The 26591-nt window shown below is 45.3% G+C and carries 18 protein-coding genes and 2 pseudogenes; 9 read left to right on the top strand and 11 right to left on the bottom strand.

The window, feature by feature from the left end; translation table 11 throughout:
• The first annotated feature begins 124 nt into the window (after nt 1–124).
• The 4 genes from ACOTZP_RS01745 to ACOTZP_RS01730 are packed head-to-tail and all read left to right on the top strand — an operon-like array spanning nt 125 to nt 5856.
• Entirely contained in the window at nt 125–1516 is a 1392-nt protein-coding gene (locus ACOTZP_RS01745; RefSeq protein WP_174562053.1) for a site-specific integrase, read from the top strand.
• Nucleotides 1509–3059 (top strand): site-specific integrase, encoded by a 1551-nt coding sequence (locus ACOTZP_RS01740; protein WP_151884366.1) that lies wholly within the window; start codon nt 1509–1511, stop codon nt 3057–3059. The genes ACOTZP_RS01745 and ACOTZP_RS01740 overlap by 8 nt, the downstream gene beginning before the upstream one ends.
• A complete protein-coding gene (locus ACOTZP_RS01735) occupies nt 3056–5422 on the top strand; it encodes a hypothetical protein (RefSeq protein ID WP_121909752.1) in 2367 nt (788 codons plus the stop codon). Before ACOTZP_RS01740 ends, ACOTZP_RS01735 begins: the two co-directional genes overlap by 4 nt.
• Entirely contained in the window at nt 5422–5856 is a 435-nt protein-coding gene (locus ACOTZP_RS01730) for a hypothetical protein (RefSeq protein ID WP_080320289.1), read from the top strand. Before ACOTZP_RS01735 ends, ACOTZP_RS01730 begins: the two co-directional genes overlap by 1 nt.
• A gap of 577 nt (nt 5857–6433) precedes the next feature.
• Here ACOTZP_RS01730 and ACOTZP_RS01725 read toward each other — a convergent pair.
• The gene (locus ACOTZP_RS01725; RefSeq protein WP_071882729.1) at nt 6434–6766 is read right to left on the bottom strand and encodes a helix-turn-helix domain-containing protein; all 333 of its coding nucleotides are present in this window, start codon (nt 6764–6766) and stop codon (nt 6434–6436) included.
• A 97-nt stretch (nt 6767–6863) separates the two neighbouring features.
• Here ACOTZP_RS01725 and ACOTZP_RS01720 point away from each other — a divergent pair, with 97 nt between their 5' ends.
• The 4 genes from ACOTZP_RS01720 to ACOTZP_RS01705 all read left to right on the top strand — a co-directional run bounded on the left by ACOTZP_RS01720 (nt 6864) and on the right by ACOTZP_RS01705 (nt 8856).
• Nucleotides 6864–7424, top strand: coding sequence for a hypothetical protein (locus tag ACOTZP_RS01720; RefSeq protein ID WP_174576273.1), 561 nt, complete (start codon nt 6864–6866; stop codon nt 7422–7424).
• 304 nt (nt 7425–7728) lie between these two features.
• Nucleotides 7729–8025: a helix-turn-helix domain-containing protein gene (locus ACOTZP_RS01715; protein ID WP_032144004.1), complete on the top strand. Its 297-nt coding sequence runs from the start codon at nt 7729–7731 to the stop codon at nt 8023–8025.
• Complete coding sequence (locus ACOTZP_RS01710) at nt 8019–8306, top strand: hypothetical protein (protein ID WP_139157773.1); 288 nt, start codon at nt 8019–8021, stop codon at nt 8304–8306. Before ACOTZP_RS01715 ends, ACOTZP_RS01710 begins: the two co-directional genes overlap by 7 nt.
• A 73-nt stretch (nt 8307–8379) precedes the next feature.
• The gene (locus ACOTZP_RS01705; protein WP_421633592.1) at nt 8380–8856 is read left to right on the top strand and encodes a hypothetical protein; all 477 of its coding nucleotides are present in this window, start codon (nt 8380–8382) and stop codon (nt 8854–8856) included.
• 336 nt (nt 8857–9192) lie between these two features.
• Here ACOTZP_RS01705 and ACOTZP_RS01700 read toward each other — a convergent pair whose 3' ends face one another.
• The 8 genes and pseudogenes from ACOTZP_RS01700 to ACOTZP_RS01665 form a co-directional block, all read right to left on the bottom strand.
• A complete protein-coding gene (locus tag ACOTZP_RS01700; RefSeq protein WP_045902976.1) occupies nt 9193–10620 on the bottom strand; it encodes a hypothetical protein in 1428 nt (475 codons plus the stop codon).
• Nucleotides 10617–15569: an AAA domain-containing protein gene (locus ACOTZP_RS01695; protein ID WP_151884427.1), complete on the bottom strand. Its 4953-nt coding sequence runs from the start codon at nt 15567–15569 to the stop codon at nt 10617–10619. The genes ACOTZP_RS01700 and ACOTZP_RS01695 overlap by 4 nt, the downstream gene beginning before the upstream one ends.
• A 198-nt stretch (nt 15570–15767) precedes the next feature.
• A pseudogene (locus tag ACOTZP_RS01690) lies at nt 15768–15941 on the bottom strand (IS110 family transposase); the annotation flags it as partial.
• A 300-nt stretch (nt 15942–16241) separates the two neighbouring features.
• Entirely contained in the window at nt 16242–16997 is a 756-nt protein-coding gene (locus ACOTZP_RS01685; protein ID WP_121909736.1) for a M48 family metallopeptidase, read from the bottom strand.
• Nucleotides 16994–20278 carry a type I restriction endonuclease subunit R gene (locus ACOTZP_RS01680; protein WP_421633591.1) on the bottom strand — a complete coding sequence of 1095 codons (3285 nt, stop codon included), beginning with the start codon at nt 20276–20278 and terminating at the stop codon, nt 16994–16996. Before ACOTZP_RS01680 ends, ACOTZP_RS01685 begins: the two co-directional genes overlap by 4 nt.
• 21 nt (nt 20279–20299) lie before the next feature.
• Nucleotides 20300–21556, bottom strand: coding sequence for a restriction endonuclease subunit S (locus tag ACOTZP_RS01675; protein ID WP_121909740.1), 1257 nt, complete (start codon nt 21554–21556; stop codon nt 20300–20302).
• A complete protein-coding gene (locus ACOTZP_RS01670) occupies nt 21546–23069 on the bottom strand; it encodes a type I restriction-modification system subunit M (RefSeq protein WP_121909742.1) in 1524 nt (507 codons plus the stop codon). The genes ACOTZP_RS01675 and ACOTZP_RS01670 overlap by 11 nt, the downstream gene beginning before the upstream one ends.
• A gap of 644 nt (nt 23070–23713) precedes the next feature.
• Nucleotides 23714–23958, bottom strand: a pseudogene (locus ACOTZP_RS01665) (IS3 family transposase); the annotation flags it as partial.
• A 169-nt stretch (nt 23959–24127) separates the two neighbouring features.
• Between ACOTZP_RS01665 and ACOTZP_RS01660 the strand changes: the two are divergent.
• On the top strand, nt 24128–25552 hold the full coding sequence (locus ACOTZP_RS01660) for a restriction endonuclease (protein ID WP_421633590.1): 1425 nt from the start codon (nt 24128–24130) through the stop codon (nt 25550–25552).
• A 119-nt stretch (nt 25553–25671) separates the two neighbouring features.
• Here ACOTZP_RS01660 and ACOTZP_RS01655 read toward each other — a convergent pair whose 3' ends face one another.
• Together ACOTZP_RS01655 and ACOTZP_RS01650 are read right to left on the bottom strand one after the other, a co-directional pair.
• Nucleotides 25672–25974 carry a hypothetical protein gene (locus tag ACOTZP_RS01655; RefSeq protein ID WP_157507578.1) on the bottom strand — a complete coding sequence of 101 codons (303 nt, stop codon included), beginning with the start codon at nt 25972–25974 and terminating at the stop codon, nt 25672–25674.
• A gap of 304 nt (nt 25975–26278) precedes the next feature.
• Nucleotides 26279–26392 carry a Hok/Gef family protein gene (locus ACOTZP_RS01650; protein ID WP_121909848.1) on the bottom strand — a complete coding sequence of 38 codons (114 nt, stop codon included), beginning with the start codon at nt 26390–26392 and terminating at the stop codon, nt 26279–26281.
• Nucleotides 26393–26591: the final 199 nt, after the last annotated feature.

The raw sequence follows: 26591 nt of genomic DNA, 5'->3' as shown, positions 1-26591 counted from the left end.
TCATAACCGCTCAGAGAATGCTATTAATCATACACTTACCTATCCCCCTATCTTCTTCTTGCAGGACGTTATGTTTGTCGGTTACTTTATTCATAACCATACTATGTATGAGGTTTAATGCCACATGTTCATACTCACACAACTCAATATCAACCAACGGCAGCGTTTATGGGCATTGATGGATACTCACACGCGCCAGCCGCTTTTATATCCGTTATTATATCTTATAGACCATCTTGCTTTGCGTTCATCAGCCACGCAATCAGCTTCACTTCAAGCGCTCAAGTTTTTCTATGAATTCTGGCACCAGAAACATGGCGTGACTTTTTGCTTCAGTTTTTATTCCTCGAACCACAATCCATTTATTGCCATTGATGAACTTACAGCCTTTTTTCATTATCTGGAAAATACGCATTTCTATGTACCAGCGTTAACTATAAGGTCTACTACGCAGACCATGCCTCAACGTCGTACAAATATCAGATATGTACATTCGATTATTCGTTTTATCAGATATTTGATTAACACGTATATCTCGCCGAGATACATAGATGGCTCGCCTAAAGAGCTCACACGACTTGCCACGCAGTTAACGGGTCGGTTATCAATACATAAAGCAGAATTCCGTACTCTTAACCATTCTCGTCAGATGAAAAATGGCACGACCCATAAGCGCTTTCGAAGTCTGACTGCTGAGATGGTCATGGGTTTTTACCAAATCATTACACCCGATTCAATTTCAAAGAAAAACCCACTTAATCCCTTCCCTACTGGTGAAATCCAGCTACGTAATTTTCTGATTTGCAGATTGCTTTTAAATTATGGATTGCGTGTCAGTGAATTACTGCTTTTGGAGTGTCATTCGATTAAACCAAATCTCCGAGGGGATCAGTTCAGCCTGATTGTGACCACAGTAGATGACGACGTTTCGGATCAGCGAAAAAGATTGCCTTCATTAAAAAATGTCTATGCAAACCGGGTGCTGGCATTAGATAAACTGGACTTTCATTTTCTAAATATATATATCCATAAAATCCGCCCTCAAGCCTCCCATAGTTTTCTGTTCACTTCCACCCAAAGACTACATCCGCCACTGTCATACCATGCAGTTTATGATATCTTTACCCGTATTGATGACATCATGACTGTGCAGTATCCTGAATACAAAAAAGATGAATATTATGATGCCATTGAAAGCATCTCGCCTCATATAACGCGGCATACTTGGGCTTATTTAACACTACAACGTATTTATCGTGAAAAACTTCAAAAAATTAAGGCCAACTTACACCTGGCAGCCATAGACTTTTCTATCGTTGGATTGATGGATGAAGCCAAGGATGAACTACGGCTACTTGGCGGTTGGAGTCACAATAGCCATATGCCTGATCTTTACGCTAAAAGATTTCTATCTCAGCAGGCTAATACGGCTAATCTTCAGCGAATTGTGATTGATAACGAGGCCCTGAAATCAACATTTTCCCATGTATGCGATGAATGGAGTGCATATGAGTAGAATCAATAAACAGTTAAATGCGCCGAACAGCAATATTTATACACCTGTATTTGTTGAGAGTATTTTAAAAGTTAATATACCAGTTAGTATTTATCTTAAATCGGCAGATCATTTTGATGACAAATATATCATCTCAACAAGTGATAGTTGGGTATTCGATTATTCAGGGAGCCGCCGCTATGCCCACTTTCGTCAGGATAAAATCAGCAACCAATTAATCAAATATATTTGCTTCCATTATGCATCTGCCAAATGTCCAGCTCAGGTTCCTGAGGTACTCCATGCGTGGTCTTTGGCAACTGATCATTGTATAATCAAATCTTCTTTCACTTTTGCGGTGTTGAAAGATTACCTCGAAACTCAGGAAATTAAACCTCAATATTTCTACTTTATTATTTTCGGCCTAAAAATCCTCTGTACCGAAGCATTCCCTGGTTTTACCTTCGAAGATTATGAAGACCTCGAATTCATCCCTCGCCCGCACTCCCATGACTGGGGAATCTATCAGGAAATTGATCATGTTCTGGATCCCCTCGAAAAAAACATGATCAGTAAAGGCTTGTTTGAAATGGCTATGGCGATTCGGTCTGGCGAAAACTACAGTCTAAACACCATGCGAGATGCAGTAATTCTGGGACTGACGTATGTCACCGGTGCCCGACCGGTACAACTGGCCAAGCTGGCGGTAAAAGATTTACGTATTGATACCCGAAACTCCGAAACCGGGTTAATACGATATAGCTTACTCCTTCCTTACGCCAAACAGCGGCACTTAACGACTGAACGTCTGTTTTTGGCGATTCCAGCTGAAATTGGCGCGTTGATTAGGCACTATATCGAGCAAGCGCAACTAAAACCTGATGGCAAGCTATTTGAATTTAGTCACTCTGCACCGTTTAATGTGTCCAGGGCGATTAATAAGGCCATCCTCTGTTTCAGTCCGCCAGATTATCAGGCAGCCGTAGCACGTGGCGAAGCGGCTTTGCCAACCATTACCCCGACCGACTTGCGTCACAACGTGGGGCATTCACTGGCTATGCAAGGGGTTAGCGCCGAGGAAATTGCGCATATTCTGGGACATAGCTCCCTTACTGTTGCCAAGTATTACATTCTGGCGACGCCTGCACTGGCACTGATTCGAGCCAAAGCATTGGGTATCAATCCGGTATGGCAAAACATGGTGGCTATGATGTTGACTGGTGAAATGACCTCTTCAACGAAATGGCAAGACCAGCGAGTGGTCGGCATAATCGGTGATCAGTTGCATGATGGGATTGGCGGTTGCTCCAGAGATGATGGCAAATGCCCGTTCAGTGAAGTACGCTGCTGCTACGGTTGCCTGTATTTCCGCCCCTTTTCTGATGGTGACCATCATGCGGTGCTGGAGAGTGTAGTAAAAGAAGTCGATGAATTGATTTCCATTTCAGACAGTGTTGGTAACGCCCGCAATCCACTTATTTCCGTCCATGAAACCACACAATTTGAAATTCAATCCGTGATTGCTCGTTGCCGCTTTCATCAGGAAAAAGGCGGTGTGCGATGAAAAAACATTTTGCGCAGTTTTACGCATTTATCACCGAGCAGCAAAGCTGGTTTGAACAGCATCTGGCAGCAGACTTCGAGCAGTCATGGGATGATCCTGTCTGGGTCTGCGGCAGCAATGGAAGTGGTTGGTTACGTGGCAATGGCAAAAATAAATTACGCTTTGATGAAATTGGCCGTACCAAAGGTATTGAGGGGCGTCATGCCGTGGCAGAGGACTATGCCCGGTTTATGAAAGCCCTGCTGGTACTGGTGTATCGGAGGCGAAATCGTAGTATATCCCCAGCGGTGGCTGTGGCAACACTCATGATTTTAAAGCGCTGGTACCACTCACTATTTGAGGTGACCGGGCAAACCCACCCAGTGTATCTAACCACAGGGGTAATTCAACGATCGATGGATAACCTCAGCGCGGCTTCATCTCTAGGGGACCCCAATACCGCCAATTACAAAGGACGCTGTGTCAGTCTGCAAAAACTGGTTAATCACCAGTCATTCACACTGGTGACATTGCAATATGTATCCGATGGGCAATATACCAATCAAACAAACCTCACTCGTAAAGCCCGGGAAACCATGGCGCTGAAACAGCAGACCAAGCTGTCTGATACCACTACCGATGGTGAAGATGCGTTGATTACCATTCGCGGATTTCTGAACATAGTTGCATTAATCCAGCGGGTGGAAAGTGATGCTGAGAAAATCGCGTTAAATTGCCTGTTGTTATTGGTTATTACCGGCTTTCGCTCCATTGAAGCGTTTAATCTCAGACAGGATGCCCTGTTTAAACGCCAGATTGATGATCCGGCACTCTGCAAACGGTTTCAGGACAAGGGATTACCCGATTATTTTCTTGGTATCCGTTATGTTGGTGTCAAAGGTGCTGGGGAGCGAACGCATTGGGTAGAACCGCTGGCAGTACCGCTGGTCGAGAGTATATTCAGTACCGTTAAAATGTTGACCGCACCAATACGCAGCCATCTTACCTATCTACGGGCAAAATCTTTTGCTGATTACCTGCCACAGGCCATCAGCAACATGCCGGGTGAACGAGTTGAACTGGATGATGTGGTGAAGTACATCACCCAAACTACCTCAAGTTTTCGGGGCCGGGCAGGACAACGGGACAAAACATCCAAAGCCCTTAGCAAAAGAGGTGTGCTGCCCGTTCAAGAAATACCAGGGCCGAAAAACAGCAAATCTATCTATTATTCCAAGACTGATCTCAATCATTACATCAAGACCGAATTTGGCCTGACGAATGCCAACGAACCCTGTACACACGCCTGGATGGAAAATGGCAAACGCTACCAAGTTAACTACGAGGACCTGCTATTTCTACACGAGAAGGGTTCGCTGGCATTAAAGCGCACACTGGCTTTGCTAGCTACACCGATACCCTTCACTAACACACTTATGAATAAATTTTTAGGCAACGTTGAGCCTGATGGATCAGTATTCAGCAAATATCAATTACTGGAGGAGGATGGTACCTCCACAAGGATGCGTACCCACATTCCCCGGCACAACATCAATACCTTTCTTGCTATTGCGGAAATCTCTGACCACTTACAGGCAATGCTGATGGGGCGAGTGGACATCACGCAGAATCAGCACTATCAACATCTGGCAACTGCAGGACGGCGAAAAGCAGCCTCGTTGATGCCCTTGCAGCCGATATCGACAGCACTAACTGCCACACCCTATTCGTCCTCCGTTGCTACGCCACTGGATATCGTCAAACAGACCGGCCAACTGGCGGCCACGAAACACATGGCTATGGACAATACCATCAAAGCCAACCTGCATACTTTTGACGATAGGAATGATGTAGCCAGATTCATCGAGGCGTCATTTGCTGACGGTCTATTTGAAGATGTTGCTGCCGCCTTTGAAGAAATCCGCACCGCAGAAGGACCAGAGCAAGCCTCTGCTATGGTGGCAAGGCATGCCGTGTTGTATCCGCTAAAATTTGGCTCCTGTATGCGGGAAGTTAACCTCTGGGGATGTCCTTATCGACTGAAATGCCAAAGTGCTGCATTTTGTGAACATTTCACGCTGACAGGCCGGATAGATGAGCTACCCAATCTGATCGCTAAAAAACAGGCGTTACAGCAAGCATATTCTAAGTTAACGCAACTTAAACAACATCAGCCTGACTACCAGACCAGACTGGCCGACATCGAAAAACGGTTACAGCAACTCAAGGCAATACAAGCACAATGGCAGCATCGTGCTAAAACTCAACAACTGGTTGCTACGAAGAATGTGCTATCTGGTGAAGTAATCACCGAGGGCAAAGTCCGTACACTGGCCCAGCTTTTTGCACTTGAATACCAACAATTGATGAAGGAGAACGACTGATGCGCGGCAAGGAACTAGACACATTAATCGAGCACGAATTACAACTAATGCTGGTTGAAGGCTTTGACAAGTCACCTATTTCTGCCAAAGCCTTGCATATTCGGCTCAGGGCAAAAGGTATCGTTAATGGTGGTTTAAGCACGCTGAGCAGCCTTGAGCGAAGGCGCCTAATTGCTGCCTATATTGATCAGCAACTTGGTCCATTGAATCTACGGCCAAAAGAAAAACAGCAATACGTCAACCGCAAAACCCGTCAGGCCTTGCTGGCCAGAAACCAGCAGTTGCAGGCGGAAATCAGCGAACTGCGACACCAATTAGCACAGAATACCCTTTCGTTAATAGAAATTGTCAAAGCGGTAAAAATCAATTCGGTTATTCCGGTGGAAAGTCTATTGGCCAAACATGTGATTCGGGAGCTACACAAGTCATCATAATTCTGACATGAAGTATTTCGCCGACTGCTTCCTGGTTGCCGGCGGAATGCTAGTTGTACAATTAATAAATTTATAAAGGTATTCCTCATTATGATGGAGTTGCTTGTCTCGTTCGCATTAATATAATGTGTTAAATATCAATGACTTAACGACATTAATGAATAATCCGTCACTATTTTTGACATTTGATAAATATGAAATCTACCAGTGTGTTACTAATTGGTAAAGATGAGCAAGTTAGAAGAATGGCGAGAAATGAAAAACATAAACAGATTGATTCGAATTAGTGGAAGGTTGTTACATCACTAAAAAGCCTTCTTATAATCCGCACTTAAGCCTGTTATTACATTAAAAGAAAAAGGAACAATGATTGATATAGCGGTATGTTTTTCTACGAACTCATAATTAAACGCCTTTCTCTATTCGAAAAATGAGCATGGCGACTTTTTATGCCACCTAATCTTAGTGCATTATCTCAGAGGGCGTTTTTGACTGTAATGCTTTGCTTGGTTTATTGCACCTGTTTAATGCTGCACTTTCGTTACCTTCAAAAAGTTCAGTAGCCTTTTGTATAACATCATTTTTTGTCAGAGTGGCTTACATCTGAAGACGTTTTGAGTGCTTCGATCAGGTTGCTTCGCTCTTCCTCTGTCATCCGAGATATGAGTAATGCAAGTTCTGCTGTTGTCTGATCATCACAAAAAAAGTAGTTCAACGGCACGTTTAACTCTGCCGCCATCCGTCGAAGCGTATCAATGTCGGGGACATGGCGCCCTTTCTCATAGTGATTCATACGACTGCTAGCCGATGCGGGATCAAAGCCAATAAGTAGTCCCAGAGAGCGCTGTGATAGCCCCGCCCTGCATCTCGCTTCTTTAAGTCGTTCTGGTATCGGGTTTTTTTCTGACACTGAATCATCTTCATCGGCCTCGGATGCTTAGATTGTCTAAGTATCTGTCATTGTTGTATACTTAGCAATCCTAAGTTGATAGCCTTTTTTTAGTGATATGAATAGTAGAGTAACCAACCCTGAGTCGTACATATTTTCTGCAATCATCTATATTGGCAAAGATAACTTTACCAGTAACGAAGTAGCGAAAATTCTTATCGAGCGATTTTCACTTCCGAAAAATTATTTAAAGGCAAAAGCTTTTGCTTATAACCAAATTCAAAGTCTGGTTAGAAGAGGATTGTTAAATAAAGTAAGGAAATTAGGTGTGTATCAATATTTATACTCAGCCACATCTGAATTCAATGTCGTAAAGGATAGCGTAGAGTTAATTGAGACACCCCAAAATAAACCCTGTCAACTTATTTCAAGCACTGCCAGTTATGAACATAGCAATGTAGACATTCAAATAAGATCTCTTATTGAAAAATACAGCAGTGAGTTGGAAAAAGTATTAGGCGCAAAGGAGATTTATGAGGAATTGATAATTGCCGTACCGAGCAGGGAAAATGAATTCAGGAAACTTTCTCTCGAACAAGAGAAAAAACACATTAAGATAAATGAAAAAATAAATACATTGATTGGGGTTTTTAATAAAACCATTGCAGTAAATCAATGAATTTCAAAAGGTCTTTAAAGTTAAATAGAATCATGAAAAAGAGAGGGCAAAACAGAGTCCGCCCTCTCCCTTCATACCCTGACAAACCTCATTGCAATGAGATTAACAGCGTGCACCACTATATGCTAGTCCTTAATAAATATAAGCTCAGCCAGCCCCAGATGCAACCTTAAAGATTTCAGCACTACTTGTTAAACAACGAGTTCATCCTTACACCTTATAAGCTGTAAAGTAATAAAACACCTTACAAGCTGTTTTTCAAGGAGTGAACTTATTATAAAGTAATCGACATGGCCACCTACTTATGGATACTGTTTTTCCGGTTAGACTTCTTAGCCAGTTACGCCCACTTTTAATAGGTTTTCGTAAATCAAAAGGATTAACTCAAAGAGAATTATCTGCCAGGTTGGGTGTCACTCAGCAGACTTATGCTCGCCTTGAGGCAAACCCTTCAAAAGCTAGTTTTGAGCGTCTATACAAAGTTTTAAATATTTTAGGAGTGGAGATTTCGCTTAGTTCTGCACCACTTTCTACTTATAAAAAGCCTGCAAATTTTGTAGAAAAGGAGTTTGATTCACCGGCAAGGCGTGAAGAATGGTGATAGAAGCCAGGCTATTTGATAAGCCTGTACGTCAGGCAAAGTCCCTAAATGGTGATTATCATGCCGTCAGGTTAACAACTTTATCAATCGGAAGATCAATGCTGTCTGACGGGAAAGCGCTTTCAGAAAAGAGTTTGAAAACAGTGCCAGTAAGCTTCGCTCTTTCCAAAATGCCCATTTGCTCCAGCGCTCGCAGTAATGTAAAAATCTCCTTCGAAAACAATCATCCTATCAGAGTCGAAGCAGATAACTCGCTTTGGATACAGGTAAACAGCGGTTAGAAATATGCCCGTTGCGGCGTATGGATAAATATACTTGCGGAGCCGCGCGACAAATGTAGAGGGAAAGCAGGCAATGAAATTATATGAGAACGTGGTTATTGGTAATTTTCTGTACGGATTAGGCGTCTCTGTCGGGGCTCAACTTCGTGGACATGTGTTGCCAGCATCTGTCAATCTCCTCCAGCAGACGCCTGAAGACAAGGCGCTGGCTGATGTCCTGCTTTCCTTCCCCGGCACGCTGCGGCTGATTGAGTTCAAGACTGCGGATAACCGTTCCGGTAAAGAGGCGGCCCGCTTCAGAAAGCTCTCGCATGCTCTGGAAAGTGATGCGAGACTGACGCCGCTTTCTCACCGGATCCACTGGTATGTCGAAACCATGCCTGACGTTCAGTTGGGGGTGAAAACCTACTTTTCAAGTTATCTCAGCGCCCTCTCCCGACCTAATCGTCAGGCTGAGCCCCTGAATCTTGAGAAATTTATTGCGCAGACAACCCGTAGCATCTTTTCGAGTCAGGTTCATGCCGAAGATCCGGTTGCCGTCAGTAACTAAACGCGTCGGCAACTTGTCTGCAAAAGGTGATAGCCCCGACAGAATTTTTCAGAGCCATCGCCTGCATTTTCAGATTCGGAGTGCGATGTTTAAAAGAAAAAAGCCCCTGATGGGGGCTTCACTTAGGTGTGGTTGCTGTGAACGAAATGAAAACATTGTATCTTCCAACCTTGCTAAATGATTTTATTTGCAAAGTTATGGCGGGTATAAATGACCGGAATTGGGGGCGTAAAGAAGATATAACGGCGCTTCGCCAGTCAGTACTGAAATTTAGGTGTATCTTCGACCCAACAAAAGGGCAATTAATTGCCCTTTTTAATCAGTCTGCAACAATTTCTAAACCATTGCGGAAATTGCGCCACAGTCATGAGGCTTATCAAAAGCAGAGGTGCTTTTCACATATTCAGTAATAAGCGCACCAATAATCTTAACTGCATCTCTGTTCGTTGTAATGAAGCCCAATGGCATAGTCACAGGCAGCGTTTCTGGTTGAGAAATATGATAGATAACGGCAGATAACTCATCCTCAAGATGAAGAATCTCAACATTACCATCTAACAGTCCTTCAACTAGCCCTTTAGCGTGCGCGTGGAATTGCCCAAGTTCATGCTTCCACTGCCTTGCAACCCGGACATCAGTTGCATCCTGGACGGGTACGTATAGCACCGGTTTATACAGTCGCTTATCCTTCGTAGCCGACCTGTTAAGAAAATCGCTCAGGCTTGAGATAAATCGGGCACTCTTTGACCAGTATGGATCTGATGGAGCTATCCAAACGAACGGGCTACCGCCATTATCGGTTTTGTCTCTGATACGCTGATTGAGCACCGGTGCCAGAGCTTTCTGCAGCGTTTCCCAGTTGTCTTTAGAATAAACCGGGCCTAAAAAAGTCGTCCTGCCTGAGTCTGAGTATTCTTCAAGTGCCTGCATATCCTTGATAAATGATGGATTAAGCTGATTTGTTTTAGAGTCAAACAGCTTAAGCGTAAGATCATCGTTAATGGATACCATGGCCTTAAAAATACTCATGGTATTGTTATGCCGTGATAATCTGGCTATCTCAACTGCCATTAACTCATGAACACATTCCGAACTGTTTAACTGTTCATAGTCTTCGCGCTCTACAGCTTTACCATCGTTATCCATTTTAAATTCCGTTGTTAAACGGAGCGGTATTTGCCGCAGCTTATTAACAGAATTAACGGTGTAGATAGAAGGTTGTTCTTTTCCGCCCTGAACCTGCAGGTGAGACAGATAACCTTTATCAAGGATTTGATTGAACTGGTACTGAAAGTGCTTCTCAACCAGTTTCTCACTTTGAGAAATGTTGCTGTCATCAACCTTTAATGTTAACCCTCCCCTCCAGTGGTCCTGGAAAGTCTGGTTGCTGAAGCAGCTAAATGTAGCTAAATCAAAGGATAAGGTGCCGCCACTGTCTTGGATAGTTGCAAGGTGCGGTATCTCGCCAACCTCTGAGAAATAGCCATTTGATTTGTCGGTTAAGGCCAGTCTACCGTCAGAGGAGAGCGTCAATTCACCACGCTGCACAAGATCAGAAATCGCCTCCTCTGTCTCACGATGGGTCAGGCCAAAATAGGTTGCTATTTGAGTTTTGCTCATCGAGGCTACATGAACGAGTCTCAGCACAAACTCCCGGATGAATGGCAGCCCCTTCTGGGAAACATAGGAAAACTGAATGTTAAACCTCTGTGCGGGCAGCAGGAAGTCAACCTCGTGATAGGTTACTTTGTTATCAGATATCATTTCTTTTTGCCTCCCTGCTGAGCGGAGAGGAATCTGTATCCAGCTTCCTGACCTCGTTCAGCCATATAACTTACAACGGAGCCTAATGGCAGTTCTTTATTATTTCCCTTCCAGATATCGGCATTACCCACAATCAACAGTCGATCCATAGCGCGTGACATCGCAACATTTATACGGTTTGGAGCGCGTAAAAAACCTGGGCTATGCTGCTTATCCGAACGCGTCAGTGAAAGGATAATGATCCGGTTTTCCTTGCCCTGATAACTGTCAACAGTGTCAATTTTAACAATGTCCTTAAATCCCTCGCTCCATATTTCCTGATTGAATTTCTGACGGAGCAGCCGCTTTTGTTCGGCATACATACATATCACGCCAATAGCGGCTTCATCTTTGTTAACGAGCTTTGAAAGCTGAGCGACAAATTCTTCATTCTCTGACACCTGTTTAAGAACCGAAATAATCTCGTCAGCTTCACATCGGTTGTAAATGCTTGTTCCGCGATCTTCAAGATGATGTGCCCGATGGCCGAGATTAGCAGTATCAAGCCAGGTTACGACGCTACATAACGCTTCTGGTGCTTGCCGATAGACATCCGGAATTGCCCGTTCTCCATTCAGAAGCTTCCTGTCATAGAACGTCTTCGATACGAGATCACCAATCGGTGGAGCCATACGATACTGGGTCAGCAGAGCTGCACTTGCTTGCGCACCATAAGCAGAGTTGAAGGCACGGGCAAAGTCACTTCGTAACACCTCGTCAATTTCAGTGCGGGAGTTATTGATACCCAGCTTCCTCGCTAATGCCGCCTTGTGAGCATCCGAGTACAATGGGGGAAGCTGCAAGTGGTCACCCACCAAAAGGACGCGTCGGGCCGACTGCATAGCAATGGCCAGCTCGCTTGCAATCGAGCGCGCCGCCTCATCAATGATCACCCAGTCGTAGATATTCTCCTGAATGCCAATGTGCCCCTGTCCAATACCTACGCATGTGCCAGCCACTAACTGCCTGGACCGCGAATAAAACTCGTCCAAGTTCACTCGCTCTCCCGACATAGCATCCTGCATATCACGGGATATTTTAGCTAACGCCTTTACACGTCTTGCCTCATCAGGTCTGACCCCATACTCCGTACACAGTCTGGAAATCAGAATATCTTTTGCTGCAGAGACTTTCGCGTCTTTATCCAGGTTAATCCCATATTCATGACTTAGCCTAGAACGAATGGAATAATCTAGTTCGACTGCGATACCTTTCAGTTCACCAATCTCTTTTGAATCCGTTAAATCGTTCACTTGGTAGAGCAATTTCTCAAGGTGATCGATTTGCCTGAACAACCTGAGTTCAGCAAGTACAACACCCGAAATAAATCTCGGTTCTAGGCCAATGGCTTCACTCAACGCTTCAACACGGTACTTAATTTCAGCATTGAACAGTTCGCGCTTCTCCGTTGTGATTGCGTTTGAATACACATCTTTCAGACCAGGGGAAACGGCCCCTTCTCGGTTGCTGAACCTAACAACGTCCAACTCTGTACCAAGCCGGGAACAGTGTTTTCTGATACGCTCAGCCGCTGTATTAACTGCCTCGTGTGACTGACTGACCAGTAAAATGCGTTTGGTATTCTGTTTCTCGATCAGGTAGTGGACAAAGGCCGCGATGAACTCGGTTTTACCGGTCCCTGGTGGCCCCTGAAGCAGGGAAAGAGGGCCATTATTGACCAGTTTGTTAAACGCCTTTCTTTGCTGCTCATTCAGACTGATCTTGTTTCCGTGCTGGTCTTCACGGTCGTATCTGGCAAAATCTGCATCACTGAGAGTGATACCATAATTTTGAGCCACCTGTTTGCAGGATGGGTCGAACAGGTCAATTAAGTCAGGCAGTACACTTTCTCGATCGAGGAGACGTTCAAGCGCACGTTTACGTTTCTGATAAGACGCCCGATCCTGCTTTGTACGGAAGAAGACAGTATCAGAATCCTTCAGCCTGTAGGCTGCTGAACGCACTTTGATCAGACGGATCTCTTTGAGCTCTGACTTCTTGAGTGACACCTCACCTATAAATCGCTCAACACCTTCCTGATCGACCTGCAAGGCTTCGACCTCATCACCATTTCTGAATACGCCAAGAGGATCAACGTCTGTAGAGTAAGGGAGAAGTAGCTCTCCATGAGCATCTGCAACCGGGACCACCTCTCCGCTGACTTCAATGTTTGGGTAGGATTCAGTTTCAGTATCAAGAATGGCGCGCCAAAGCTTCACCGTCGGGATTTCCAGCACTTCTTTTAAAGAAGGCTCAAGAGCCTGCTTATCCAGTCTTGCAAAGGCATCTTTAAGCTGAAGCGTAAGCGGATCCTGTTCCTGAACGTCTTCAGACGCGGCAATCAATTCGATTGCCCGCCCAAAAGATTCTTCTTCATTAAGTAAAACTGTCAACGCCGACATATCCTGCGGACTGCCGGGGGTAATCCTGATACCGGTAGCAATTTCGAACTGACTTTCATCAATATCTTGCTTACGAATGGATGTACGAGCCCATGGCCTGAATCCATGAATCAGCGTTTTCTGCTCTTTGTGGAACACAGCAGTGAAACTGCCACCTATCCCTGTGAAAGTCACTTTTACTTCAGCTTGCACTTTAGGATTTGGCTCAACTTTCACATACAGATGCCCGTTATCAGGTAGGACAGAGATTATCTCATCGGCGTTTCCTGCTGTTATCTCTATAAGTGCTTGTTCTGATGCTAAGTTATTACTGTCTATCGCTTTTTTAAACCGTCCTAAATGCTTAAACCCAAAAACCAAGTCTTCCAGCTCAGCTCGGATGGCATTCGCAATAGTCTGATGAAACTCTGATTCATGCCCCCATGACAAACCTAACAACTCGCAGGACATTTTCATCACTGCATAGTTGTCGCGTTCAAAGGAAGTACAATTATCGATGTATTCAGGGCTGTAGCTGTGGTTTTTAGGTTCGTCACCGGATGGTGAAAAATCGGGGATATCGATGAGGAAAAGCGAACGACTCTGTGTCACAAGCATCACATTGCCAGGATGGATATCCCCGTGAGAAACACCGAGGCCGTGTAAATGCTCAACGGCGGCGACGAACTTACCAATAAGAGCGATTTTTTCATCATCGGGGACCAGCATTTTATCCCAGGTTTCTCCATGTACCTGATCCGTGACCATATAGAGGCTTGATGATTTTGATGCGATACCGAATTCACGAATTTCAGGAAGATACGTTGGTTTAACTAAAGAAAGCTGCTCAACCTGCTTTAAAAACTTCAGAACCTGGAAGTTAATTGACGGATCGTCTCCCTGCCCCCCCGCGTTCAGCCAGGCCTTCACGAGCCTTCCACCCGAGATATAGACTTCCTTGTCGGATGTTTCGACCAGAAAGTCACCATCTTCCCGGTACTGACGAGAGTGATTGATAGCATGCCGGTAAGGATCAAGCTCAGTATCATCAAATGTTGGGATAGTCTTGCCAGCAGGCTCGGCTTGTTTCAGGGCATCAAAAAATTCTGTCGCGGAAGTAAATTTTGCAGCAACGGCATCCAGTAATACATATGAATACCAGTGTTGGCTGTTTAGCATACTATCCTGTACTTTCTCCAGACTCTTTGGCGACATGCGCGTACCGCTTAATAAATGCCAGGCCACAAGGCCCAGGGCATGAACATCCTGCTGAAAAGGCGTAAGCTCGCCCTCATCAAGCATGTCTTTTACCTCGATTGCACCTACGGATAAAAGCTTACGGTAATCACCGACCGTTCCGGCTGGCCGGTGGTAAGCCGAAATAAAGTTTGAAAGAGCAACTTCTTTTGAAGGTGAAATCCACAGGCTGTGATCGGCTATATCCCTGTGCGCTATTTTCATCTCATGGAGATCACTAAACTTCGCAATGAGCAGTTTCACCACGTTCAAGCGATCCATATCAGAAAAGGCCTTACCATATTTTCCGATAAACTCATTAAACCGGACATGGCCCGGCGGAAGTTCATAGACTTCACTGTACTCGGCCGTGACCTCGTCTTTCTGGAAACTCGTCAGAGACCTGAGACAGTGGTTATACAGGTCACGGTTCTGGTGATTGATGTGCTGTAACACTTCGCGCTCACGTGAAACGATCTGAGCTCGTCCTTCCGGGGTATTCGCTTTTGTTCCCGCGATATTCTTAAAATTCCACACTCTGAGTAGCGCTTCGCTATTCGCTGATATCTCAGATTTTGCCAAGTATTCGCGATACACCTTTTTAGGGTGTTCGAAAATCATATCCTTAGCCTCGTAGCCATTAACTCTCAGGGCTTTTGGCGCCGTCTGAGGCCCTAGGAACAGATTATCAAAAAGAGGAAAATCCTTGTTAAGAACTTCGGAACCTCGGTGCGGTTTGAAGTAGTTATTGAACGTCCGCCGATCGGCAAATTTCAGGAATTCTTTTAACGAGATCGTATGGTGAAGTTGTTCCTCCGGCAGCGCGCTGAAGTCCGCATTGCCGGTCATCACAACAAAGAAATGAACAAACGGGGTATAGCCTTTGTTCGTAAAACGGTTTGCCAGACGCTTGAGTTTGTTGTCTAGCATGAATTTTTTGCCACGGGTCACGCTTACGGGCGAGCGCCCCATGTTCTTGTCACCCTTATACCAAGTATCTCCGCGCGCGGTTACAGGCTGATGGTTCCAATCTTTCAGTTCAACAATGATCACGTTGCAGTGTGTGACAATAACTAAATCGAATTCACCCTCTTTTTTTGCCTCAACAAATCGAAAACCTGCATAACCTTTCCAGGGGAACATTCCATTGCCGGTAAAACCATAGCTTTGTAGCTGCTCGCCAATTGAACCGCCACGGACAGGCTTGTCAGGCTTAGATACATTGGCTGAAAAAGCAGCCTTTATTTTCTCGATAGCCAACACTTCCTGCTCTTGTAAGCCACCATCCCACATTTCTACTTCCAACGAAGTTCCCCTTAGATTTCAGTTTAAATTTGCTTAGAAAGTCAGGCCATTTATTCTGGTCAATAACGGATGAATCGGACTAATTGCTATCTATATTACTATTAAACATAGATAATTTTAATATCATCATTTGTTTGAAGCACTGACGGGCTCACTAGTGAAGTTCAATAGTAAGCCAAAGCGTGCTGCCGCGCCGATTGTTATTCCCCGGTCGAGCAGCAGTCCCCTGATTTGGCAGACTGTCGCAGTACGATGATTGACAATACGCTGTCTTGCCCGGTGCAGAGCCTGAATATCCTGTTGCTCCGGGCTTTTTGGCGGCGCGAACTGCATTGTTGGCTGCATCAGAGTCACGGCTATATCCGATGATCGTTATACCAATCAGACTAATTTGACACGGAAAGCCCGAGAAACAATCGTTCTAAAACAAAAAGACAAGCTGGATGATACGGCCAATATTTCGACTATACGTCATCCAGACCTGTAGACGTTGAAGCTATTCGCGAAAAAACTGGTTCTTTAATGCGAAACATTCCGCTCGGGATGAAGCAATGCAAACATTCGGTAAAGGCCTTTTTTATTACTGGAGAGAAGCGTTAATTACGATAACCCTGAATAGTTAGCCATTATAGGCAATTCATGGATCGGTAAGTAATCAAACTACATATCAACCAACAGCATCCCGGCCATCCCGTCCAGGCGTTTTTTTACCTTTTCCCATCCGGGCATAACCTGCCCCATTAGCCGGTAAAATTCCTCGCTGTGATTGTGCTCAGCGACGTGACATAACTCGTGCAGCAATACATAGTCGATACATTCTGAGGACGCTTTTACCAGCCATGGGTTAAGTGTCAGGCAACCTTTTGCAGAGCAATTTCCCCATTGTGTTTGCATGGCTCGCAAACGGATCGGCGGACGCTCACTTACCCATAAGGTTTGCGGGATCAATAAATCCAGCCTGCGTTGGAACACATCTCTGGCGCGTTCCCGATACCACTCAGTAAGCAACGCCTTCACGCGTTCCGCAGATTTTTGTCTGACTGTGACTTCCAGACGTCCCCGCAGCATTTTTACTCGCTGCGGAACAGTAGCGTCTTCAGTGACTTTCAACTGGTATTGCTTGCCAAGATAGTAATGGCTTTCGCCACTCACGTACTGGCGCGGGACGATATGCGTCTGTTGTTCTCTGAAATCCCGCAGTTGCTGGTATATCCAGCGCCCTCGTTTTTTCAGCGCAGACAGCACTTCCTGCTCCGGCGTTCCGGGTGGTACAGATGCGACGACCCGGCAGTCCGGATGAACCTTGATAAGTATCCTGCCTTTAACGACCTGCCGTGGAGTACACTGCACCACTATGGTTTCATCACCATAAACAAACCGTACAGCATTTATGGATGGTGACTTTTTCTCACTCATGATTTCATCAAACCAACGCGCAGGATCTGAATGATGGTTTCAACGATACGGTTTACCTGATTCATTCCAGCACCGATCTCACGACAGGCCGTAAACAGCTGTGGCAACAGGTTTGTCTTAACGGCTTTCTCAATATCCTGAGGATTAAGGGAGTTTTCCGCAACCGCTTTGACAATAATAGTGTCCACCTCGAAAGCCAGCTTCGTCCATTTATCCTGAACCTGAACATCGTTTACCGCGAAAACCTCAGGTAGCTCTTTTTTGAATACTCCGTAGTATGCTTGCGCATGTTTGCTTACGGCCAGCGCATCCGGGATATCGCTGAGTTTGCGGGCTTCCACCTGCGCCTCAAACTCGCGGAACAGGAGATATTGCTTCAGCGGGTGGTCGAACAGTTTTTCTGTCTCTTCGATAACCATACGCAGGAGTTTTGAGAATGTCTCCTGAGCATAGGGATCGTCGCGCAGTTCCTGTTCAATCATTTTCGTTACGCGGGTTTTAATAATGTCGGTCTCATTGCGGGTCTTGTTGTTATCCCACTCTTCCGGCTTTTCAGTTTTACCCATCTTGCCCACTTCATATACGCCATCCGGTTCACGAACCGCGACACCAGTAACATGCTTATTCAGCAGTTTTTTCACCTGTTCTGCGTAGTCGTCATAATTGACCTGCTCACCACTGACCTGCATCGCCCACTGGCGCAGGCTGGTCATCTGTTTTACCGTCTCTTTATAGAGGTTTCGATCTTGTTCCGTAAAACTCTTATCGGTGAAGAAGGTTGCGGATTGCAATGCTACTTTCAGGCATCCGGCAAAAGCGGTTAACGCTTCAAAGAAGTCATCGCGGGTTTTCTGATGAATATCCAGCATCTCCCCGTCAAGCTCTTCTATTTTGGGCACCAGTACCGCGCGCAACTGCTCCGTGTCGTTCTTATTTTTGACACCGGCAAAAATCGCCCACAGCTGGTTATACAGATGCGGCAGTCGTTTGTACTCAGAGCTCATGGCGCTGTACAACCCATCAATATCTTTGATGTCATAGCCACCCTGGGTCCGGGAAGCGAGATCCTGATATTTGCTCATGGTCGTATCCAGCTCGGCCAGTATGCCGCGATAATCAATCAACAGGCCGAACTTCTTCAGCGGATGTAGCCGGTTTACCCGCGCAATAGCCTGAATAAGATTGTGTGACTTAAGCGGCTTGTCGATATACAGCACGGTATTTTTGGGTTCATCAAACCCGGTCAGCAGTTTATCGACGACGATCAGCAGCTTGAGATGATCATCGGTATCGAACCGGCTAATGATATTGCGGGTGTATACAGATTCATCCTGCGTACCGACATTATCCTTCCACCATTTTGTTACTTCCGGCAGCTTGCTTTCATCCACCTCGGTGTTTCCTTCCCGGGTATCCGGGGGGCTTATCACCACCGCTGATTCAAACAAACCGGCTTCATCAAGATACTTTTTATATTTAATGGCAGAGATTTTGCTGTCGCAGGCAAGTTGTCCTTTCAGACCCTCATCAATATTTTTCGAGAAGTGTGTGGCGATATCCAGCGCAATCAGGCGAATACGATCATCTGCACTGTAAACCTCACCTTTACGGGCATACTTACGCTTGAGGTCAGCCTTTTGCGCATCGCTCAGACCATCGGTAATGCGGTCAAACCAAGCGTCAATCGCGCGGTCATTCACCTCAAGATCCGGAATACGCTCTTCATAGAGAAGCGGTGTAACGGCCTGATCTTCCACCGCCCGCTGCATAGTATAGGCATGGACAATCGGGCCAAATTTGTTGGTGGTCTTATCTTCTTTGAGCAGTGGCGTACCGGTGAATGCCACAAAGGCGGCATTCGGCAGCGCCAGTTTCATCCGCACATGGTTTTCGCCACCCTGACTGCGGTGCCCTTCATCAATCAAGACGATAATATCGGGGCTGGTATTAACGCATTCAGGCAGTTTTGTCGCTGAGTTAAATTTCTGTATCAGGGTGAAGATAATACGTTCTTTGCCGGAGCCGATCTGTTTCGCCAGCATCTGCCCGGACGTCGCCATTGCATTAGCTTTGTCTTTTTTCCCGGCCAATTCGCCGCCAGACGCAAAGGTACCGCTGAGCTGTTCCTCAAGATCGATGCGATCTGTCACCACCACGATACGGCACTGCTTCAGGCTGTCGTGCAAAATCAGCGCCTTACTGAGGAACACCATAGTGTAAGATTTACCGGAACCCGTGGTATGCCAGATGACACCACCTTCCCTGCCACCGTCTGGCCTGCGAGTACTGATGCGTTCCAGTAGTCTTTTAATACCGAATACCTGCTGATAGCGGGCGACAATTTTACCGTTCTTTTTGTCGAACAGGGTAAAGAAGCGGGTCATCTCCAGCAGGCGTTCTGGCGACGACAGACTGATCAGCAGCTTGTCCTGCCCGCTGACGGCCAGTTCACCGGCAGCAATTAACTGCTGATACCACTTAAGATCGGCTGCCGGGCGATGGGCAAACAACGCATCAATTTGCTCAGTAGATAGCGGATGATTGCGGATGGCGTACATCTGCGCATCGGTAATATCTTCTTCACGCCATGCCGCCCAGAACTTCATCGGTGTATGGCAAGTGCCATAGCGACCGTCATGCCCGTTAATTGACAGCAGCAACTGACTGTAGGCAAACAGTTGCGGGATTTCATCGTTGAGCTGATTGCGGATACTCTGGGATATCCCCTCGTCAATGGTTGGCCCCTTTTTGCCGTGTCCGACCGGGCTTTTCGCCTCAATCACGGCAAGCGGGATACCATTCACAAAGCAGACGATATCCGGTCTGCGGGTTTCGACACCACCTGAGCGCAGCACCGAGAACTCCTCGGCAAAGTGGAACTGGTTATTTTGCGGGTGTTCCCAGTCAATCAGCGCAATGGTAGGGTTCACTTTCTTGCCATCGACAAACTCCGTGACGGCGATACCGTAGAGCAGATGGTTATACATCCGTTCATTGGCTTTTAGCAGCCCTTCGTTCAGCGCCGGGGAACATACCTGCGATATCAGGTTATCCAGCGCTTTTTCCGATAAGAGACATGTTTTACCGCCCGCCATAAAGGAACGCTTCGACAACGCCTCACGCAGAATCGGGCGTAGCACCACCTCATCCAGTTTATAGCCCCGGTAATCCATAATCTTTTTTGGGGATAAAAACGTCCAGCCGAGGCTGCTCAGTAACGTTAGAGCCGGAATTTTGGCGCTGTATTCTTCCTGGAATTTTGGCGTGTACGATTGATTCATGAGCGTTCCTTGTTCTCCGTGTTATGCGTTAACGGTCTCTTCCATTTCTACTTTGACACGGCGTTTCCCGGTCAGTAATTGCTGCATCAGGGCTTTTTTCTCTTCTTTCAGGCAGGCGAGCTTGCCCTGAAGAACTCGTATAATCCTGCTGGAGTTATATAACATATCGGCGATTCGCTCCTGCTCTTCAAAACATGGAACCGGGACTCGTGTTTCCATAAATTCTGTTGGCTTAATATTTAACAATCCATTATTTCTGACCCCAGTGTTAACTAGCGCCCCTAACTGTGGCTTGAGGTAATCGGCCTCAAATAAATACTTAAAATAACGATGACTAAGACCTTGTTTTAATTTAAAACATACGTAGACATGAGGTACGAGTCCTGCTTCGTATTTATCAAGATCAAAAACACATCCAAACTCGTATGTTTTTGAGTTTCCTTTGTTATATGCAAACTCGCCTTTTTTAAGCAGGATATAATTTTTTATACTCTCTCCCGCCATATAACGGCTATAACGCTCATCCTGCCTGACAAATCCAGACAAAGAAGATATTGTTAAAATAGGATGTTCGGAAGTATCATTTTTACGTTGAACACGCGTTGCTATTTCACTTATTCTTTTAAACTTCCACTCCCCACTAAACCTCTCCCCATTCTCATCCAGCAAACGTTTCTTACCGGTAAGCAATTGCTGCATCAGGGCTTTTTTCTGCTGCTGACTGTTGGTGAGAAGCTTTTCAGTCACCGCAATTGCCTTATCCCAGGTTGACAGGATTTGAGCGATTTTCTTTTGTTCCGCAATAGGGGGAAGTAATAACGAAAACTGCTTAATATCGTTGGGGCTGATATGAGGTACAGCTGTAGCTGTCTGAGTAAGCTTAACGTATTGCTCAAATTTGTATCCTGAGAAATACTGGCGGAGTAACCCTTGCGCCAAGGTTTTTTTTGCTCGGATTCGAGCAACTCGTTGCACAAGCAAGCAAGGCAGATCATCACAAGTCACTTCAGCAACTTTTAAGCCACCTGATATCCATGTACGATCAAGAGCTATAACAAAATCGCCTTCCAAAAGAAAATATTTATCCATATTTCCTTGTACGTTTCGAGGCCAACGTTTAGCATTTATCCAGCGAAGCTTACCAGGTTCAATATTGTCTCCCCTTAGCAATCTGATATCGTGTTCTTCAGCCGAATATTCAGTACTAGAAAAAGCAAAACCGGTTAAGCAATCAATGTGTTTCTCAAAAGTTGTGTGTGACCAACCCTTAGGCACCATAACCCAACTCCTTTAAATACCCTGCCATCTCCGTTTCCAGTTTCGCCAGTTCCACCTTCAGTTGCTCTCTCTCTTTACGCACGGCCAGCAAATCAATTTCGTCCTCTTCCTCAAAGGTGTCGACATAGCGCGGAATATTGAGGTTGTAGTCGTTGTCTTGAATCTCCTTCAGGCTGGCGAGATAGGCGTATTTCTCAACGTTATCGCCTTCGCGATAGGTATTAACGATTTTCTGGATATTTTCTGCGCTGAGCTGGTTTTGGTTTTTACCCGCTTTGTATTCACGACTAGCATCGATAAACAGCACCTTGTCATCCACTTTCTGTTTTTTGAAAATCAAAATTGCAGCTGGAATACCGGTACCGTAAAACAGCTTTTCTGGCAGGCCAATTACCGCATCCAGCAGGTTTTCATCAATCAGTTTCTGGCGAATTTTGCCTTCGCTGGAGCCACGGAACAACACACCGTGTGGCACCACTACACCCATACGACCAGTTCCCGGTTTCAGGGTTTCAATCATATGCAGAATAAAGGCGTAATCCCCTTTGGTTTTCGGTGGCACGCCGCGACGGAAGCGACCAAACTTGTCCTGCTCGGCCTCATCATGGCCCCACTTATCCAGGCTAAACGGCGGGTTGGCGGTCACGATATCAAACAGCATCAAGTCGCCGTTTTTATCAAGCAGTTTCGGGTTGCGAATGGTATCGCCCCACTCTATTTTGTGGTTGTCTTCGCCGTGCAGGAACATGTTCATTTTCGCCAGCGACCAGGTGGAGCCAATTGCTTCCTGACCGAACAGCGCATAGTTGCGGCTATCATGTCCGGAGACGATTTTACGCCCGCACTTCATTAACAACGAACCAGAACCACAGGCCGGATCGCAGATGGTATCACCGGGCTGCGGATCCAGCAGTTCAGCAATCAGGTCCGAAACTTCCGGCGGAGTATAGAACTCTCCTGCTTTTTGCCCACCACTGGCGGCAAAGTTTTTGATCAGATATTCGTAAGCGTTACCGATCACGTCCAGCGTACCCACGCGGCTCGGCTTCAGGTTCAGAGCTTCACCGGCAAAGTCTTCCAGCAGTTGTCGCAGAATAGTATTCTTCTGTTTTTCTTCACCCAGACGGTCAGTGTTAAACGAGATGTCCTGGAACACGCTTTTCCCGGCATCTTTCAGTTTGGTGCCGTTGGCTTCTTCAATGGCATGCAATGCCTGGTCGATACGCTCACCATTACCCGGCTCATGACGACGCTCATACAGCGCATAGAAACTGGCGTTTTTCGGCAACACGAAACGTTCGTTTGCCATCATCGCTTCAATCAGCTCCGGCGCATCACCATACTGCGCTTTGTATGCGTCATAGTGATCCTGCCAGACATCCGAAATGTACTTGAGGAACAGCATGGTAAGAATAAAGTCTTTATAGGTATCGGCGCTAATTGTGCCACGGAAGGTATCGCACGCGGCCCACAGGGCTTTGTTGATAGTATCCTGACTAATTTTGTCGTTCATGAATCATCCTGCTAAGAAGGAAACCTTGCGATGTGTTGTATTCATCGTAGAAAATTTGGTGCAAATAATACCTTAAGGTGCGTCTTCAGGCACGTCAAAGCCGCATCGTTCGAAGTGGATTTTCCTGAGGGGAATAGGACTCTTTTGCCCGTAATGTGGTGGACTGGTCGATGAAACAAACACTAACGCGCGGCTTGGTACTGGATACACTGTCGATGGCGGTCTGGTAGCGCCGACGTCATTGTGTACAGCGTAATGGTAGGGTTCTGCCGGGATACTTACAATTCCTTTTGCTCGAAGAAAAGGAAGAAACGCGTGTATTTAGGGTCGGACTAAAAGATGCGTAAATCTGTCTATCAGCTCACCTAACAAAAGCATTAGAGAGTCAGCATCAATTATCCGTGAACAACGTAGATACCAGGGGGAAGGACGCGTATCGCACCGTTAAATAGGCTAAACTCTTCTTCTGAAAGGGCTGGAATGCGATCACGCGCTGATACTGGATGTGGGAAACATGGGGGCAAGTGATTTGTATGTTGCGCTCTCCAGGGGGCCAAATCTGTTACGGTCTTCTCTGGTCGTGATGAGTTTACACCCTGAAATTCCCCATGGACTGACTCCACGGCCGTAGACATATCCTGTCCTCACGACGAGGCCTGTTCAAAGACCTCTGGGCTGATGCCCCCCAGGTGGCTGTGGCGCCGGGCCCGGTTGTAAAACACTTCGATGTAATCGAAGATATCGCCCGGGCCAGATCCCGGGTTTTGTATATTCTCTTCCTGATGCGTTCTTTTTTCAGTGAACTGAAGAACGATTCGGCTACAGCATTATCCCGGCAGTTGCCACGCCGGCTCATGCTCGGAGCCAGGTTATTGGCCTGGCAGAACCGTCACCCGCGACCTTTGCTAGCCTGAAGTTAAGTCGTAGCGTAACGTACCAACTAACTAGAAACCGCTCCAAGTCCATATCGTGAGGATAATGACTGTAGAGACACTCCATAATAGTATTGCTGAAGTATTGATTTAGTTTTATTATCCTATGAACGGTGAGATTCATAAATGTTAAATTTCAAAGAGTTAGATAAAGACGGGAAAGAATTTGAACTCCTTATTAGGGAGTTGCTTTTTTCTAAAGGGTTTAAGGTCTATTGGAGTGGTGTGGGGCCAGATGGTGGTCGAGATCTCGTTTGTATTGAAGAACATAAAAGCTTCTTCGCACCCAGTCAAAAGAAGTGGTTAATTCAATGCAAGCATAATGCTAACGGAGGCGGATCGGTAGGAATCAAGGATCTTGATGATATTGTTGATTCATGTTCTCAACATGGTGCTACAGGCTTTATTTTGGCGTGCTCGACTCAGCCATCATCAGCTGTTGTCGACCGACTTGAATCAATTACTAATAATCCAAAGAATGATATTACAGCCATATATTGGGATTATGTTTTTATTGAGCAGGCGCTTTCAACCCCAGCCCTTTGGCGAGTGGCTCAACGTTTTTTCCCAGTATCATCAGAAGCAACTTCTTGGAAAGTATATGCGACTGAAAATCCTAATCATTGGGTAGTAAATTATAAAGGTTACTATTTTCACTTAGCCAATAGAATCGGCTCATATCATGAGCACCATTTTGAAAGTATAAGTAAAAGAATTGAGGAGATTGAGTCAATTGAAATGCCGAAAAATCATTTCATACGGGTTAGGTCAGTATATTTTGACGACAAAAATGGAAATTATACATGGTACTTGGATTACATGTATCCAAACGCAGATAGGCCAAAATATAGCTCCGCTGAAATTAAACATTACTTAGGCGACGGGTACGCTTTAGAGGATGGTCAATGTTATTTATTTGATGTAAAACTAAGATCATACTTCCAGTTTAGTGACCACTATGACCCAGATCACTACGATTACTATTCACCTTATATCAACAATTATTTATATGGTATGAAGCGGGAGGGTAACTGGGATGATCACGAAGAGGCATACCGTTCGGATCAGGAACTAATAGAGAAGTTAGAAGCATGTCGAAATGTAAGTTTTGAAAAGCTGGCTGAAAAGTTTAAAGAACTTGATTTTTGCCGATTGATGCGGTCATCAAATGCGCGTCTGGAAGATCTAGATAAATTCCATCTACAACGAAATTGGTCTGATTTGATATCTTCCTTAGACATTGAAACTGATAGGTTTTTTTCGGCCTGGTTTATTTTTGACGTCAATAATGTTAATAGATTTCATGAGTTAGTGTCATATATACCTCAGCACGTACTTTATAACTTTAGACTGTCCAGGGCTTATATTTATTTACCTGAACGTGACAATAGAAGCGTTCTGGATTCAAATGATGATGAGTACATATTCGAATTAACATTATCAATTCATCCTGCAGAGCTTAATAATAAGTTCATTGCAAGAGAGAAGTTAAATGAGTACTTTGATTTGATTATCAATGGAATTAATGAATTCCAGTCTAAATACTATTAAGTTCTAAGACTACCTCTTATTTTAAGAGAGGCGAAGTACCTGGTGATCTACGGGGCTAGTCTAAGAGTGAGAAATCAAATAACACCACCTGGAGCTTACAAAATAGCCCTTTTCAGGGCTTATTTTGATTTTCTGACAGCTAGCAGTCCTGCATATTTGCTGCCCTTAGCTCTTCGATTACGCTGAATCATCGTTCCGCCACCAGACATGACCGGGATAAACTGTCCGTATTTTGCATCATACGCAAAAATCTGGCCGTCCTTCGGAGCAATCCCTGAATGGTCAAGATGTACATCCACCGCCTGAGTTTCTCCATGAAAAAGCGCAGCTGCTCTTACACGTATAGGGTGACGAATTGATGTTTGTACTGAGGCTGCAGCGACACTTTTCCGGCTGCCCTTCCATTCTCCATTATTCTTCACTAACCCCTATCCAGATGGGAGCCAGCGGCCTGGTTTCCGCAGACTTCCGGGCAATTGATGACAATGGAATAGCACCATGGCGCTTTCCCTTGCCAAACCACAATGCTATTTTGGATCATTTAATCAAATCATGCTCTTGTATGCAATTTATCTGCAACTAGGTTCCGTTCACATTGAGGGACGCCTCTCGAATATTCTGAATGAATAATTTGGCGCTGTGCTGGACATTGTTAGTGAACCATCCTGTATTTTTTTGAAGTGTAGGTGCTTTGAAGTTACAAAACAACATCGAGAATGGCGGGGATTACTCCCGCCATTCTCTCTTACTGAGCTTAGCGGTTGTGAAGAGTGCTACCTCCGTATGGTCGCTTCGTAAGCAAACCTCGCAGATATCCTTTCTCGAAACCAGTACCAGCATGTTGTCACCAGATAACGATAAGATCGACAAACATCACCTTTTTTCTGTTAGTTCATGAAGTTATATATGTAGCCAGTAGGATTGTTAATTTAAATAATTATTTAAAACAATATTATACTGATGATTTTTTTCATGAACTGAATTCTCGCACAACATAAGTTAAATGCACTATGGTGATAATGAGTTTGTGATTTGAACG

The organism is Enterobacter cloacae complex sp. SYL001 (genome assembly GCF_049237025.1).
Lineage (GTDB): Bacteria > Pseudomonadota > Gammaproteobacteria > Enterobacterales > Enterobacteriaceae > Enterobacter > Enterobacter intestinihominis.
The sequence above is the reverse complement of the archived record's forward strand: the minus strand, read 5'-3'. Positions and strand labels throughout refer to the sequence as shown.